Genomic DNA, 15,136 nt, shown 5'->3' with positions numbered 1-15,136 from the left:
ATTTCCCGCGATTCGCATTCCAGTGACGCTGGGGCGTTCTGAAATACGCGTTACATTTCAACATATTGTGAGATTTTTGACGGATTTGCGCCGTCCGTGACGAGTCAACGTTTTTATTTCGAGATTGTGTCAGGCTGCGGCCTTGATCGACTCACCGGCTTGTTCCTAAACCTTGCCCCGTCGCAACGGCGTTCGCCGTGCGCTCAACGTTACAGCGTCGTATTCCGACCGTGGTGGGGACCACATCGGGGGGACTTTTTTGGCGGTTCAATAACAGGCTGCGACGCTGTGCGTCGCTGCCCCGGGAGAGTTGCGCGTGGCATCAGGCGGTGAGACTTCGGAGCAGTTGAGCGATGTGGCGCGCGCCTGGGCACGCGTCCGCTCCAATCTGCGCGAGTCGGCCGGTGCGCGGTTGTTCGAGCAGTGGCTGAAGCCGATCGAGTTGATCGAGAGCGGAGACGCAGACGCGATTCGTCTGACGTTGCCGTCCGCGTTCATGACGAATTGGGTGCGCAACCATTACGCCGATCGACTCGTGCACGAATTCCGCGCGCTGCTGCCTCGCGTCCGCACGGTCACGATCGACACAGCGCGGGCGGGGGCTGTTGCCGACGTGATCATGCCCGCCGCGCTTCCTGCGGCGCCGGTTGCGGAATCGGCACCAGCGCATGTGGTTGGGGAGCGTCCGCTGCTCGATCCGCGCCTTACCTTCGAACGCTTTGTCGTGGATGCCTCTAACAAGGTTGCCTACAACGCAGCCCGCGCGCTCGCCGCACCGGGCCCGGTGCGCTTCAGCCCGCTATTCCTCCACTCGGGGACGGGGCAGGGCAAGACGCATCTGATGCACGCGATCGCGCACGAATTCCTCGCTGCGCAGCCCGAGGCGCGCGTGATGATCATGTCCGCCGAGCGCTTCATGTTCGATTTCGTTTCTGCGCTCCGCGGACGCGACACCTTCTCGTTCAAGGCGCGGCTGCGCGGCTGTGATCTGTTGTTGATCGACGATCTTCAGTTCATCGCCGGCAAGGACGCGACGCAGGAGGAGTTCTTCCATACCGTCAACGAGATCATGGCGGCGGGCAAGAGGCTGGTGATTTCCGCCGATCGCTGTCCGCAGGCGCTTGATGGGATAGAGGCGCGCATCGTCGGCCGGATGGCGATCGGGCTGGTCGCTGATATCAAGGCACCGTCGCTAGAGCTGCGCCGCGCGATCCTGGATAGCAAGCTGGCCGATCTGCCGGAGGCGCGGGTGCCGCGCGAAGTGCTCGACATGCTCGCAGGGCGTATCCGCACCAACATTCGCGAGCTGGAAGGTGCGCTCAACCGCGTCGTCGCCTATGCGCAATTGACCGGCGACGCGATCGATCTGGAGTTCGCGATGACCGTGCTCGGCGATGTGCTGCGAGGCGGGCAGCGCCGCGTGACGATCGATGAGATCCAGAAGCTTGTATCGACGCATTTCGATCTGAAGCCGATCGATCTTGTTTCGGCGCGGCGCGCACGTGCAGTGGCTCGGCCACGGCAGATCGCGATGTATCTCGCGAAGCGCCTCACCACGCGATCGCTGCCAGAGATCGGGCGGAAGTTCGGCGGGCGCGATCATTCGACGGTGATCCATGCGGTACGCAGGATCGAGGAATTGCGCGACAGCGACAACGATATCGACAGTGCCGTCCGCGTCCTGATGCACCAACTCGAAAACTGACGCATCAGGGGGAGTTTCACGCAGCCTGCGAGAATACCGGAGCAGGAGTGTTGTTCTGTTCCGGTACTACGGGAGCGATATCGCCTGCGGGGGCGGTGTTCACCTGTGTTTTCTGCTTCGGCTCCGGCGCAAAGATTCGGCTCGCGATAACGATCGCTGCCATCGTGAGGTAGGCGATCGCCACCCCCTCGATGCTCCACACCAGGCCGACCGCCAGCGCGACGCGCAGGATGTTCGGATGGAAACCGAAATCCTCGCCCAGCCGGCGGCAAACGCCGAAAATTTCGTGCTTCGGAGTGCTGGCGTTGGCAGAGTTGGCGGACATTGACTGGCTCCATTTGGTCGGTGAAGCGATGCTTCACCTGATGCCTGATACACAGCAGGAGTCGTGCCAGTTTTGTGTGTTACTGAAATACAAGGATATTATCGGAAAGCAGCGTGGCGGTTAGTCGCGCTGCGGGAAGACCGCTGCCAACAGTTGGCAAATTACGCCAATAGCTGAAAATGCCGCCGCCCTGTCGCACACGATCGAACGACGGCCGGAATTTACGCGAGCAGCCCCATCGCTTCCTGCGTCGCGCGCAACACCGGCGCGGCGAGGCTGCGCGCCTTGTCAGCCCCGCGCGCGAGGATCGCGTCGATCGCGGCGGGATCGTTCAGCAAGCGCAGCATCTCATCGCGGATCGGGCCGAGCGTCGCCACGGCGAGGTCCGCGAGCGCGGGCTTGAACGCGCCGAAGCCCTTGCCGGCGAATTCAGTCACCACGTCGGCCGCCGCGCGATCTGCGAGGGCGGCGAAGATGGTCACGAGATTGCGCGCCTCCGGCCGCCCCTCCAGCGCCTCCCATGAATCGGGCAGCGCGTCCGGATCGGTTTTCGCCTTGCGAAACTTGTCGGCGATCACATCATCCGAATCGATCAGTTTCACCACCGATTGTACCGACGGATTCGATTTCGACATCTTTGCGGAGGCATCGCGCAACGACATGATGCGCGGCGCGGCCTTGCTCACCAGCGGCTCGGGCAGGGTGAAGAGATCGCGCTTGTAATCGAGATTGAACTTGGTCGCGATATCACGCGCAAGTTCCAGATGCTGCTTCTGATCTTCGCCGACCGGCACGTGGGTGGCGTTATAGAGCAATACGTCCGCCGCCATCAGCACCGGATAATCATATAAGCCGACCGACGCGCCCTCGCGGTTCTTGCCCGCCTTGTCCTTGAACTGCGTCATCCGGTTAAGCCAGCCGACGCGCGCGACGTTGTTCAACAGCCACGCCAGTTCGCTGTGCGCGGGTACGCGAGTCTGATTGAACAGGATCGAGCGTTCGGAATCGATGCCGGCGGCGACGAGCGTCGCGGTCATTTCGATCGTGTTGGCCCTTAGCTCCGCTGGCGCGATCCATTCGGTGAGCCCGTGCAGATCGGCGATGAAATACATCGTTTCGCCGCCCTTGGCCTGAATTTCGCCCTGCATCGCCACCCACTGCTTCACCGCGCCCAGATAATTGCCGAGGTGGAGATTGCCGGTGGGCTTGATGCCGGAAACGACGCGCATGATTTCCCTTGTCTGATCTATCGACGGACGAGCCTTCGCGCATCGGCCAGCCGGAAGGCGCCGAACAGGAAGGTCGCGGCGACGTAAACCAAGCCGCCCAGCGCTACCAGCACGAACATCGCGCCCCACCGCGCCAGGCTCGGGCCGGTCGTGTATGGCCGGAACAGATCGTTCGCGAAATACATGACCGCCCCCATCAGCAGCGCGGCGGCCGCCAGCCGCCACGCGCGGCGGCGAAGTTGCGCATCGGGTACGAAATGCTCGCGGCGGCGCAGTTCGCGCCAAAGCATCCACACGTTAACGGTGGAGGCGAGCGCGGTGGCCAGCGGTGGCCCCATATGGCCGAGCGGCAGGATGAAGGCGAGGTTGAGGACCAGGTTTACCGCGATCGAAATCGTCGCGAAGCGCACCGGCGTTTTGGTGTCCTGCCTCGCATAATAGCCTGGCGTCAGCACCTTGACGAGGATGTAGCTTGGCAAGCCCACGGAAAAGGCCGCGAGTGACTGCGCGGTCGCGACCGTATCGGCCGGGGTGAACTTGCCGTGCTGGAACAGCGCCGCCACGATCGGCTGGCCGCAGACGATCAACGCGATCGTGGCCGGCAGGGTGAAGAACAGCGCCAATTCCATGCCGCGGTTCTGCGTTTCCATCGCCGCCGCGTCCTCGCCCTTCCCAAGGTGTGAGGAGATGGTGGGGAGCAGCACGGTGCCAAGCCCGATGCCGATAAGCCCGAGCGGGAGCTGATTCAGCCGGTCGGCGAAATAGATGTAGCTCACCGATCCCGCGGAAAGGAGGCTGGCGGCCAGCGCGGTGGAGATGACGAGATTGATCTGAACCGCGCCCGCGCCTGCCGCCGCTGGCCAGATCAGCGACAGGAGCCTCTTCACGTCCGGGTTGAGCGTCGGGCGGCGGATGCGCAGGCGCACCCCGGCGCGGCGACAGGCCCAGACCAGCCACAGCAATTGCAGCGCGCCTGATATCGTTACCGCGATCGCCTGATTGCGCGCTGTGAAAAGCGGCTCGTGATGGTGGAATAATAGCAGCGCGACGATCAGCGTAAGGTTCAGCAGGATCGGCGCGGCGGCGGCCACCCAGAAGCGGTGCAGCGAATTGAGGATGCCGCCCAGCAGCGAGACGAGGCTGATGAGCAGCAGATAAGGGAAGGTGAGTCGCGCAAGTTGCACCGCGAAGGCGAACTGATCGGGCGAGGCGTCGTGAAAGCCGCCGGAAAGCAGCCACGTAACCGGCCACGCTGCGATCTCCATGAGCACGGTCATGCCGATCAGCACCGGCAGCAGCACCGACAGGGCATTTTCCGCGAAGGTCACGCCGTCATCCAGGCCACGCCCCCGGGGATCGGCGACCTTGTGGTTGAACATCGGGATAAATGCCGCGGAAAACGCGCCCTCCGCGAATAGCGCGCGGAACATGTTCGGCAGCCGGAATGCAATCAGGAAGGCGTCAGAGGCGAAGCCTGCGCCCACGAACCGCGCGAACAGCGAATCTCGCACCAGCCCGAGCACGCGGCTCGCCAGCGTGAGGCCGCCGACCGAGCCGAGCGCGCGGGTCAGGTTCATGATATCAGGCTTGGCGCAAGGGCGTCAGGCGTTGCCAACCGTACCCGCTTCGCCTTGCGCGCGCGCCTCGGCCTGCTGCTGATAAAGGCCGTTGAAGTCGATCGGCTCGAGCAGCAGCGGCGGAAAGCCGCCGTCCCGCACCGCATCGGCGACCACGCGGCGCGCGAACGGGAACAACAGGCGGGGGCCTTCGCCCAGCAGAAACGGCTGCACCGTTTCCAGCGGGATATTGCGCAGCCCGAACAGCCCGGCATAGGAAAGCTCGACGATGAAGGCGACGGTGCCGGCGCTCTCGGCGCGGATTTCAACCTTCAGCACCACCTCGTGTACCTCATCCGCCACCTGGCTGGAGCCGATGTCGAACTGCACGTTGATCTCTGGCGCCTGCTGGCTCTGATAGATCGCCGGGGCGTTGGGATTCTCAAACGAGAGATCCTTCACATATTGCGAGATAAGCCCGACCTGCGGCAGCGTATCGGCGCCATTGGGCAGCGCAGCGCCGCCAGTCGTCACGCCATTATCCTGTTCGGCCATCTCGTATCATTCCCCAAAACGTGCGAAGGAGGGCGCGCTGAACGCCCGAAAACTACTGAACCGGCGCCTAGCAGGGGCAATGCGCCGATTCAACGCCGCGAAAAATTGAATCGCGGGCGCATCGCGACTATGTTGTGCGTTCAGCGTATCGGAGGCCGGGTGTTCTATATTGTCCTTCTCGCGATGGTTGCCGGGTTCCTGGCATTGCGTCTCTACTCCGTGCTCGGCAAGCGCACGGGACACGAGCAGCCGTTGCCCAAGCCGGCCGACGACCGCGTTGCGCCCGGATCTATCCCGCGCACGATCGACGTGACCCCGGAGGTGCGTGAGTCGACCGTGCGCCCCATCGAGGGCGGCGCGGAGAGCGGGCTGCGTGCGATCGTGGCTGGTGAACCGGGTTTCGACGTGCCGCGCTTTCTCGAAGGATCGCAGGCCGCGTATCGGATGATCCTCGAAGCCTTCTGGCGCGGCGATGAGAAGACGCTGGCCGATTTGGTCGAGCCTGAAGTCGCCAGCGCTTTTGCCGAGTCGATCGCCGCGCGCGCGGCCGCGGGTGAAGTGCTGGAAAACCGCCTCGTCTCGATCGAACACGCCACGATCGTCGGTGCGACGCTCAATGGCCGCGACGCGCGAATCACTGTTCGTTTCGATGCCGATATCGCCGCCGTCACTCGCGACGCCGAGGGGCAGGTGGTCGCGGGATCGACCAGCGATGCGGTGGAGACCCACGACGTGTGGACCTTCGCGCGCACGCTCAAGAGCAGCGATCCGAACTGGAAACTCGCCGACACCGACGAAGCCTGAACGTGCTCGACCAAAAGGGGGAAGCCGCATGATTCGTCGTGGGGGATTGGCGCTGGCGGTCGCGACCTTGCTATCCGCCTGCGTGGGCGGTGTGGCGCCTCCGCCGCGACCGGGCAGCGCAGGCGCTGCGCAAGTGCCGCGCGACTATGATGTACCGGTGCGTCAGCCGACGCCCGCGACGCCGCTTTCACCCGTCGCGCAGGCCACGCTTCCCGGCGCGTCGACCGCCGCCACCGCGGGCCTTGTACGCGGTCCCGATATCTCGACGCTCCCGCTGACGAGCGATGGCGCCGCGGCGGCGCTGGCGGCATTCAGGCTCAGTTGCCCCTCGCTGGTGCGCCGCACCGACGTGTCCGGCCTGACGAACGGCGCGGATTGGCAGCCAGCCTGCGCCGCCGCCGCGGCGACCGTGCCGGGGGCTGCAGCGTCGTTCTTCGCGCGCTGGTTCGAAACGGTGCAGGTTGGCGACGGCCGTGCCTATGCGACGGGATATTACATCCCGGAAATCGCCGGATCGCCGACCTATCGCGAAGGCTATGCGCCGATCTACGCGCGGCCAGACGATCTGGTCGATGTCGATCTCGGGCAGTTCTCTGCCGATCTCAAGGGCAAGAGCATTCGCGGCCGCGTCGACGGCAACAAGTTCGTGCCTTATTACGATCGCACCGCGATCGAGCAGGGGGCGCTGAACCGCAAGGCTCGCATCCTTGGTTACGCTGTCGATCCGGTCGAGTTCTTCTTCCTGCAGGTGCAGGGTTCGGGGCTGGTGCGAATGCCCGACGGCAGCGTGTTGCGCATCGGCTATGATTCGCAGAACGGCCGCGATTATACCGGCATCGGATCGCTGATGCGGCAACGCGGCCTGCTCGGCCCGAACCAGCTTTCGATGCAGGGGATCGTGGGCTGGCTGCGGGCCAATCCCGATCAGGGGCGTGCGATCATGCGGGAGAACAAGAGCTTCGTCTTCTTCCGCGTGCTCGATGGGCCGCCGGTGGGCGCGCTCGGCCTAGCGGTGGCCGGCGGGACGACGGTGGCCGCCGATCCGCGTTTCATCCCGCTGGGCGCACCGGTTTTCCTGTCGATGGATCGGACCGATGCCACCGGGCTGTGGGTGGCGCAGGATACCGGCGGTGCGATCAAGGGCGCGAACCGCTTTGATACATTCTGGGGATCGGGCCGGGATGCGCGCGCGATCGCCGGCGGGATGAGCGCACGCGGCACCGCTTTTCTGCTGCTACCGGTCGGCACGCTCGAACGCCTGCAAGGAGGCGCGAGCGGTGGTTCGGCGACGCCTCGACGCTGAGGAAATAGCGCTGTGGGCGCGGGTGAAAGCCAGCGTGCACCCGCTACACCCCGTACGACGCAAGACGGCCGAACCGCCACTGCTACCGCCACAGCCACTGCCTGACCCGCCCGTCACGCCGCCACGAGCGAAAGGCCGAACGCCGACGATCCCGCCGGCGCGCGCAACGGCGCCGGTGCAGATACCGCTCGCTGCGACGACGCTCGATGGCGGCTGGGACCGCCGGATCGTGCGCGGCGCTGTCCAGCCAGATGCGACGCTCGACCTCCACGGGCATACGCTGCGCTCGGCGCACGCGATGCTGGACGCGGGGCTGGAAAGATCAATCGCGCGCGGCGATCGTGTGCTGTTGCTCATCACCGGGAAGCCACCGCGACCGGAAAGCGAGCGTCCGCACGCGCGCGGCGCGATCCGCGCGGCCGTAGCGGACTGGATCGCCGCTTCGCGCCACGCAAGTAACGTCGCGGCGTTGCGTAATGCTCATCCGCGCCACGGCGGCAATGGCGCATTGTACGTAATTTTCCGCCGAACTCGATCCAAACATTAACCTTTATGTGTCACCAGTAACCCTCTGCGGTTTGACTATCGGACCGCGCCGGCGGAGATCGAGCAACCATAATGGGGGAGCGTGTGACGCTTAGGAGTAAGGCGGTGTCGTTCGCATTTTACGCAGGCGGCGTCGCGTTCTTCCTGGCTTTGCTTGTTACCGCGCGCGATGGCTTCACCGCCGATTCCTATACCACCGCCTTTATCCCGGCGATCGTTTGCGCGGTAATGTGCTGGGCCTCCACCCAGCGCATCGTCGCGAACACGGCCGAGGCGATCGACAAGGCGGTGGATCGGCTGGCGGACGCCGCCGATGGCGAGATCGGGCAGTGTGTGCCCGACGAAATACGCACCGCCGTTCCGCAACTGGCGACCGCGATGGACCGCCTGTTCGCGCAGCTTACGGACAATATGGATAACATCCAGCGGCTTGCGCTGTTCGATCCGATAACCGGCCTTGCCAACCGCACCAATTTCCGCACCAGCGCCGAGCGATTGCTTGCCGAAACGGCGCCGCAGGTCGGGGCATTGTTCTTCATCGATCTCGATCGCTTCAAGACGGTCAACGATACGCATGGCCATGCCTGTGGCGACATGCTGCTGGCGATGGTCGCCGACCGTCTGCGGGTGGTTTCGGATCGCGCGGTCGCCGAGGAGGATATATATCCGCCGCTTATCGGGCGGCTGGCCGGCGATGAATTCACGATGCTGTTCCCCGTGCTGGCCGATCCGCGCGAGGCGGGATGGGTGGCGACGCAGATACTGGAAGCGCTCGCGACGCCTTTTCCGCTGATGAATGGCGAAGCGACGATCGGCGCCTCGATCGGTATCGCGCTGCGGCCCGATCATGGGCTTACACTGCATGATCTCATGCGCTGCGCGGATGCCGCGATGTATTGCGCCAAATCGGATGGCCGGGGCCGGTTCGAGCTATATAGCGAGGCACTAGCCGAGGAGATGGCGAGCCGCACGCGGCTGGATGCCGAATTGCGCGACGCCATCGATCATGATGAATTCACCCTGGTGTTCCAGCCGGAAGTATCGCTCTCCAGCGGCAATGTCGTCGCGGCGGAGGCGTTGCTGCGCTGGCGCCATCCGGTCGACGGGCTTCGATTGCCCGGCACCTTCATCGGGCGTGCCGAGGACAGCGGCCTGATGGTCGAGATTGGCGATTGGGTGCTCGCTCGCGTCGCGCGGACGATCGCGCACTGGGGATTGCTTGGCTTCGAGGGGCGGCTGGCGATCAACGTCAGCCCGCGCCAGATCGATCGCGCCGATTTCTTCGCGCGGCTGCGGGCGGCGATGCGCGAGGCGGGCGCACCGCCGCGATTGCTCGAACTTGAAATCAACGAAACGGTGGCGGCGCACGCACGTGGCGACGCAATCGCCGCGCTGGCGCAGTTGCGTGACGAGGGCGCCAAGATCGCGATCGACGGCTTCGGCACGGGGCTTTCGAGCGTCGCGCGGCTGCGGCAGTTGCCGATCGATCGCATCAAGCTCGATCGCGGGCTGATCGGCGTGATCGAGGAGGATCGGCAGGCGCGGCTCATCACCGCGGCGCTTATCGGGCTGATCCACAGCCTTGGTTGCGAAGCCGTTGCCGAGGGGGTGGAAACCCCTGCGCAGGCCGAACTCTTGCGTATTGCCGGGTGCAACGCGATCCAGGGCTATGGCGTAGCCCGCCCGATGGCGGAGGAGGATTTCCTGGCCTGGTCCGCCGCGCTCGATGATCTGGAGCCGAATTTCAGGAATGTGTCGATCGGGTGATAAGATCGGCGTAGATATCGGCAAGGGTCGCGAGATCCTCTACCGCCACCGCCTCGTCAAGCTTGTGCATCGTCGCATTGACGAGGCCGAATTCCACCACCGGGCAGATCGCGGCGATGAAGCGCGCATCCGATGTGCCGCCGGTAGTGGAGAGCGACGGCGTCAATCCGGTCCGCGCGGTGATCGCATCGCACACCATGGCTGAAAACCGCCCAGGCTCGGTCAGGAACGCCTCCCCCGAAATCCGTGCATCCACTTTCGCCTCGGGCGCATGGGCGTGGATGATCGCCTCGATCCGAGCGGCGAGATCGGGGCCGTTCTGTTCGTCGTTGAAACGGATCGACAGGCGCGCGGTGGCGCGGGCAGGGATCACATTGGTGGCGGGGTTGCCGACCGTGATATCCGTGACCTCGATGTTCGACGGCTGGAACCAGGCATTGCCCGCGTCGAGCGTGATTGCCTCGATCTCCGAAAGCGCGGCGACCAGCTTGGGAATCGGATTGTCGGCGAGATGGGGGTAGGCGACGTGGCCCTGTTTGCCCGGCACGTCGATCCAGATGTTCACCGAGCCGCGCCGCCCGATCTTTATCATGTCGCCCAGCCGCTCGACCGAGGTAGGCTCGCCGACGAGGCACAGATCCGGCTTCAACCCGCGCGCCGCCATGCGATCAAGGATGGCGCGCGTGCCATAGATCGCGGGGCCTTCCTCGTCACCGGTGAGCAGCAGGCTGACGGTGCCGGTAGCGGGCACCCGCGACGCGGCGGCGATGAAGGCAGCGATCGCGCCTTTCATGTCGACCGCGCCGCGCCCGTATAGCAGGTCGCCGCGCACCTCGGGGGCAAACGCGCCGGAGGCCCAGCCGTCGCCGGGCGGCACGACGTCGAGATGGCCGGCGAAGGCAAAATGCGGGCCGGCTTCACCGCGCACCGCGATCATATTCTCGACAGGGCCGTCGGGCGCTTCACCAACGGTGAAACGATCGACCGCGAAGCCGAGCGGCCTCAGCAACGCCTCCACCACATCGAACACCCGGCCGCTTGCCGGGGTGACGCTTTCGCAGCCGATCAGCTTCTCGGCGAGCGCCAGCGCGTCCAGCGTCACGCCTGGCCCGCCGGCTGCTCGTATTTCTCGATCACCCACTCCTCCTCCTGCGCGGCGGCGATCCAGTCCTGCATGAAGGGATGGTTGAGCACCGCCTCGACATAGCCGGTGGCGAAGCGCGCGACCGGCAGCGAATAGGTGACGATGCGGGTGCAGACCGGCGCGAACATGATGTCCGCCGCGCCGAACGTGCCGAACAGGAAATCCCCGTTGCCGCCGAAGCGGGCACGCGCCTGCGCCCACAATTCCATGATCCGCGTGAGATCGGCGATCACTTCGTCAGACGGGCGCCTGGGCGGATAGACCTGCCGGGTGTTCATCCCGCATTCGCGGCGCAGCGCGGCGAAGCTGGAGTGCATTTCCGCCGCCATCGAGCGCGCCATGGCGCGCGCGGCTTCATCCTCCGGCCAGAATTTATCGCGGCCGACCTTGTCGACGAGATATTCGACGATCGCGAGGCTGTCCCACACCACGATGTCATCGTCCCACAGAATCGGCACCTTGCCGGAGGAGGGCGCGAATTCGTCGCCCTCGCGGCGCTTGTCCCAATCCTGATCGTACAGCGGGACGACCACCTCATCGAATGGCAGGCCGGACTGACGGCAGGCGAGCCAGCCGCGCAGCGACCAGGAGGAATAGGCCTTGTTGCCGATGATAAGCTTCATGCGTGGCTGCCCGCGTTGGTGGATGAGTGCGGACAAGCGATAGCGGATTTTTGCCGCGCCGCGAGGGGGGAGGTGCGCAAAAAGCGGCTAGCGGATCGCCTCGATCACGGCCGCGCGCAGCTCGGCAATGCCGAGACCGCCTTCGGATGAGGTGGCGATGATATCGGGATGCGCAGCGGGACGCTTGCGAGCTTCCTCGGCGGTTTGCTCGGCGATCGCGGCCAGATCGGTCGCCTTCACCTTGTCCGCCTTGGTCAGGACGAGCCGGTAGCTGACCGCCGCCCGATCCAGCATCTCCAGTATCTCGCGATCGACATCCTTGATGCCATGGCGGCTGTCGATCAGCACCAACGCGCGCTTCAACTCCTGCCGCCCGCGCAGATAATCGTTAACGAGGAAGCGCCACTTCTTCACCATGTCCTTCGGCGCCTTGGCGAAACCGTAGCCGGGCATATCGACCAGCCGGAACGCAAGCGGAGATCCGACATCGAAGAAGTTCAGCTCCTGCGTGCGGCCCGGCGTGACGGAGGTACGCGCGAGTGCCTTGCGCCCGGCAAGCGCGTTGAGCAGCGATGACTTGCCCACGTTCGATCGGCCGGCGAAAGCGACTTCCGGCACGATCGGCGCCGGCAGGAACTGCAGCGCGGGGGCCGATTTGAGGAATTCGATCGGGCCGGCGAAAAGTTTCCGCGCGGCCTCGATCGTGTCGTCGTCGAACGTCACTTCGATGTGGCCTCAAGCAATGCCGGGTGGCGGGCGTAGAGCACGCGCTGCTGGATGATCGTGATGACGTTGGTGGTAATCCAGTAAACCTGGAGCCCAACCGCGAACGGTGCCATCACGAACATCAGCACCCATGGCATCAGCGCGAACACCTGCTTCTGCGTATCATCCATCGGCGTCGGATTCAGCTTGAACTGGAAGTACATGCTGATGCCAAGGATGATCGGTACGACGCCGATCGCGATGAAATGCGGCGGCGTGAAATTGAGCAGGCCGAACAGGTTCACCGGCGTGAGCGGATCGGGTGCCGAGAGATCCTTGATCCACGCAACGAACGGCTGGTGCCGCATCTCGATCGTCAGCATCAGCGCCTTGTACAGTGCGTAGAAAATCGGGATCTGGATCAGCGTGGGCAGACAGCCGGCAAGCGGATTGACCTTCTCCGCCTTGTACAATGCCATGACTTCCTGCTGCTGGCGCTGCTTGTCATCCTTGTAGCGTTCCTGGAGCGCCTTCATCTTGGGCTGGATCGCGCGCATATGCGCCATCGAGGCATATTGCCGCTGCGCGATCGGGAAAACGAGTGCGCGGATCGTGAGCGTCAGGATGATGATCGCCACGCCGAAATTGCCGACCATGCGGAAAAGCCAGTCCAGATAATAGAAGATCGGCTTTTCGATCAGGCGGAACCAGCCCCAGTCCAGCGCATAATCGAGCTTCGTCGCGCCTTCCTTGTCGGTGTAGCGATCGAGCAGTTTCACCTCCTTCGCGCCGGCGAAGAAGCGGCTGGTCTGCGTCACCTGGCGGCCGGGAGGCAGCAATTGCGGCGCGGCGGTGTAATCCGCCTGATAGGTGTTGTTCGCACCGGCGCGGAACTGACCGTCGAAGCTGCGCGCCTGATCGGGCAGCAGCGCGGTAAGCCAGTATTTGTCGGTGAAGCCGAGCCATCCGCCGGTGGTGGTGAACTTCTCCGGCGCCTTGTCGATATCCTTGAAATTCGGCGAATAATTGGCGGCACCGTTGTTGACCGACATCGGGCCGGTATGGATCGTCCAGCTCGCCGGATCTTTCGACACGCCTGCCCGGTTGACGAGGCCGAACGCCGCGACCGGAACCGGCCGCTGCCCGCCGTTCGCGACCGTCTGCCTGACCGTGAACATATAGTCCTTGTCCACCGACAGCACGATCTGGAAACGCTGGCCATTGGCGTTGGCGGCGGAGAGCGTTACCGGCTGTTCCGGCGTGAGCGTGTCGGACGAGGCAGTCCACACCGCGTCCGCCGCGGGCGGCGCGAGGCCGTCGTCCCGCCAGCCGAAGCCGGCGAAATTGGCATCGGTGGTGCCCGCGGGGGAGAGGAGGCGGATCGGCGGCGAATCCTTCGCGATCGTCTCCTTGTAGTTGGTCAGCACCAGATCGTCGATCCGCGCGCCCTTCAGGTTGATCGAGCCCTGCATGGTTGGCGTCGCGATTTTCACGCGCGGCGTTTCGGCGAGGACGAGCTTGCGATCGCGCACCGTGCCGGGGGCATCGGCGGTCGCGGCGACCTTGCCCTCGACCACCTTGGTCTTGCCGCCCTCAATCTTTGTCACCGGCGGGTTGGCGGCCGGGAAGAACCTGTTCTGGATCACCGGCCAGCCGAACAGGATCAGCGCCGCGATCACCGCGAACAGCACGAAATTCTTGTTTTCTTCGCTCACGTCAGATCCTGTCTTACGGCAACCACATTACGGCACCGGGTCATAGCCATGACCGCCCCACGGATGGCAGCGCGCGATACGCCGCGCTGCAAGCCAACTCCCGCGCGCTGCCCCATAGCGGCGAAGCGCCTCGATTGCATAGGCGGAACACGAAGGTTGATAGCGGCAGGTGGGCGGCAGCATCACGGATGGGCCGAGCTGCCACGCGCGCACCAGCAGCACGAGCAGCCGGGAGATCATCGGCGTTTCGCCTTTTCCAGCGCCTTGGCCAGTTCGGCGCGCAACGTGGCGTAATCCCGCTCCTTGCCGGTCTGGCGGCCGATCAGCACATGATCCGCGCCGGCGATACCCTGTTCGGGCATCAGGTCGCGGGCGAGTGCACGCAGCCGGCGCTTCATGCGATTGCGCACCACGGCGTTGCCGATCTTCTTGGTGACGGTGAAGCCGACCCGAATCGTCTCGTCATCGTCGCTGCGCGGATGCACAAGCAGCACAAAGCCGGGCATCGGCACCCGACGCCCGGCGTTCGCGGCTAGAAATTCCGATCGCCTCGTCAGCCGCGCAAGCGGCCGGCGACTCAGGCCGACAGCTTCTTGCGGCCGCGCGCGCGACGCGCCCGGATCACCGCACGACCGCCCACCGTCGCCATCCGCGAACGGAAGCCGTGACGGCGTGCCCGCACCAGGTTGCTCGGCTGAAAGGTCCGCTTCATCGCTCATTCCCGAATCTGAAAAACTAAAGGCCGTCACGCAAGGACGGCCCGATTGGTGCGCCGCATAAGCCAATGACGGTTTCAAGTCAACGCGATCGCGTTTGCGGGTCACGGGCCTGCTGCGCGGCGCGGTTGCGGGCGTGGCGGCGCAGCGCGCTCGGCCGGCGCATCGCGCGGTCGACGAGATGCCCCGTGCGCGGCCATCGGCGCTTCAGCCGCGCCCAGCGCACCTGCGCCCAGCGCGAATTGCGCAGGATCAGGATCATTCCGCCCGCGAACAGGAAGACGCCGCCGGGCCCCGGCAGCGGCCCCAGCACCGCCGCGCCGATCAACAACAAGCCGCCAAGCGTAAGCTGGATAATCCGGGAGACGGGGTGGCGCTGTGGCATGGCGGGCATTTGGGGCAGGTCCGCCAAGAGCGCAAGCCGGTGGAAGGGAGGTTTTCGT

General features: G+C 64.8%; 17 protein-coding genes. 5 read left to right on the top strand and 12 right to left on the bottom strand.

The genetic code is table 11. The annotated features are described in order from the left end of the window. Positions 1–316: 316 nt before the first annotated feature. A complete protein-coding gene (dnaA, locus tag FFS35_RS04190) occupies positions 317–1,705 on the top strand; it encodes a chromosomal replication initiator protein DnaA (protein ID WP_137785846.1) in 1,389 nt (462 codons plus the stop codon). Positions 1,706–1,721: 16 nt separating this feature from the next. On the opposite strand, the gene FFS35_RS04185 is transcribed toward dnaA, so the two are convergent. From FFS35_RS04185 to secB, 4 genes are all read right to left on the bottom strand, one after another. Next, the gene (locus FFS35_RS04185; protein WP_137785845.1) at positions 1,722–2,030 is read right to left on the bottom strand and encodes a PspC domain-containing protein; all 309 of its coding nucleotides are present in this window, start codon (positions 2,028–2,030) and stop codon (positions 1,722–1,724) included. Between the two features lie 221 nt (positions 2,031–2,251). Further along, the gene (gene trpS / locus FFS35_RS04180; protein ID WP_137785844.1) at positions 2,252–3,259 is read right to left on the bottom strand and encodes a tryptophan--tRNA ligase; all 1,008 of its coding nucleotides are present in this window, start codon (positions 3,257–3,259) and stop codon (positions 2,252–2,254) included. 17 nt (positions 3,260–3,276) lie between these two features. Then, entirely contained in the window at positions 3,277–4,836 is a 1,560-nt protein-coding gene (murJ, locus tag FFS35_RS04175; RefSeq protein WP_137785843.1) for a murein biosynthesis integral membrane protein MurJ, read from the bottom strand. 24 nt (positions 4,837–4,860) lie between these two features. Then, the gene (gene secB / locus FFS35_RS04170; protein ID WP_137785842.1) at positions 4,861–5,370 is read right to left on the bottom strand and encodes a protein-export chaperone SecB; all 510 of its coding nucleotides are present in this window, start codon (positions 5,368–5,370) and stop codon (positions 4,861–4,863) included. Positions 5,371–5,529: 159 nt separating this feature from the next. Between secB and FFS35_RS04165 the strand changes: the two genes are divergently transcribed. The 4 genes from FFS35_RS04165 (at position 5,530) to FFS35_RS04150 (ending at position 9,790) form a co-directional block, all read left to right on the top strand. Next, positions 5,530–6,174 carry a Tim44/TimA family putative adaptor protein gene (locus FFS35_RS04165; RefSeq protein WP_137785841.1) on the top strand — a complete coding sequence of 215 codons (645 nt, stop codon included), beginning with the start codon at positions 5,530–5,532 and terminating at the stop codon, positions 6,172–6,174. A gap of 28 nt (positions 6,175–6,202) precedes the next feature. Continuing rightward, positions 6,203–7,477 carry a murein transglycosylase A gene (locus FFS35_RS04160; RefSeq protein WP_137785840.1) on the top strand — a complete coding sequence of 425 codons (1,275 nt, stop codon included), beginning with the start codon at positions 6,203–6,205 and terminating at the stop codon, positions 7,475–7,477. After that, on the top strand, positions 7,452–8,024 hold the full coding sequence (locus FFS35_RS04155; protein WP_137785839.1) for a Smr/MutS family protein: 573 nt from the start codon (positions 7,452–7,454) through the stop codon (positions 8,022–8,024). The genes FFS35_RS04160 and FFS35_RS04155 overlap by 26 nt, the downstream gene beginning before the upstream one ends. 104 nt (positions 8,025–8,128) lie before the next feature. Then, positions 8,129–9,790, top strand: a complete 1,662-nt coding sequence (locus FFS35_RS04150) for a bifunctional diguanylate cyclase/phosphodiesterase (RefSeq protein ID WP_249341442.1) — start codon at positions 8,129–8,131, stop codon at positions 9,788–9,790. Here FFS35_RS04150 and dapE read toward each other — a convergent pair. From dapE to FFS35_RS04110, 8 genes are all read right to left on the bottom strand, one after another. Beyond that, positions 9,768–10,931 (bottom strand): succinyl-diaminopimelate desuccinylase, encoded by a 1,164-nt coding sequence (gene dapE / locus FFS35_RS04145; RefSeq protein WP_249341441.1) that lies wholly within the window; start codon positions 10,929–10,931, stop codon positions 9,768–9,770. The two genes, FFS35_RS04150 and dapE, sit on opposite strands and share 23 nt — an antisense overlap. Next, complete coding sequence (locus FFS35_RS04140) at positions 10,889–11,557, bottom strand: glutathione S-transferase family protein (RefSeq protein WP_137785837.1); 669 nt, start codon at positions 11,555–11,557, stop codon at positions 10,889–10,891. Before FFS35_RS04140 ends, dapE begins: the two co-directional genes overlap by 43 nt. 87 nt (positions 11,558–11,644) lie before the next feature. Continuing rightward, complete coding sequence (yihA, locus tag FFS35_RS04135) at positions 11,645–12,280, bottom strand: ribosome biogenesis GTP-binding protein YihA/YsxC (protein ID WP_137785836.1); 636 nt, start codon at positions 12,278–12,280, stop codon at positions 11,645–11,647. After that, entirely contained in the window at positions 12,277–13,977 is a 1,701-nt protein-coding gene (gene yidC, locus FFS35_RS04130) for a membrane protein insertase YidC (RefSeq protein ID WP_137785835.1), read from the bottom strand. The genes yihA and yidC overlap by 4 nt, the downstream gene beginning before the upstream one ends. A gap of 27 nt (positions 13,978–14,004) precedes the next feature. After that, positions 14,005–14,217: a membrane protein insertion efficiency factor YidD gene (yidD, locus tag FFS35_RS04125; protein WP_137785834.1), complete on the bottom strand. Its 213-nt coding sequence runs from the start codon at positions 14,215–14,217 to the stop codon at positions 14,005–14,007. Beyond that, positions 14,214–14,534: a ribonuclease P protein component gene (gene rnpA / locus FFS35_RS04120; RefSeq protein WP_212742169.1), complete on the bottom strand. Its 321-nt coding sequence runs from the start codon at positions 14,532–14,534 to the stop codon at positions 14,214–14,216. Before rnpA ends, yidD begins: the two co-directional genes overlap by 4 nt. 20 nt (positions 14,535–14,554) lie before the next feature. Next, positions 14,555–14,689 carry a 50S ribosomal protein L34 gene (gene rpmH / locus FFS35_RS04115; protein WP_017978410.1) on the bottom strand — a complete coding sequence of 45 codons (135 nt, stop codon included), beginning with the start codon at positions 14,687–14,689 and terminating at the stop codon, positions 14,555–14,557. 86 nt (positions 14,690–14,775) lie between these two features. Continuing rightward, on the bottom strand, positions 14,776–15,087 hold the full coding sequence (locus tag FFS35_RS04110) for a hypothetical protein (protein ID WP_249341439.1): 312 nt from the start codon (positions 15,085–15,087) through the stop codon (positions 14,776–14,778). Between the last annotated feature and the right edge of the window lie 49 nt (positions 15,088–15,136).

The organism is Sphingomonas sp. 3P27F8 (assembly GCF_005502745.1).
Classification (GTDB): domain Bacteria; phylum Pseudomonadota; class Alphaproteobacteria; order Sphingomonadales; family Sphingomonadaceae; genus Sphingomonas.
The sequence above is the reverse complement of the archived record's forward strand: the minus strand, read 5'-3'. Positions and strand labels throughout refer to the sequence as shown.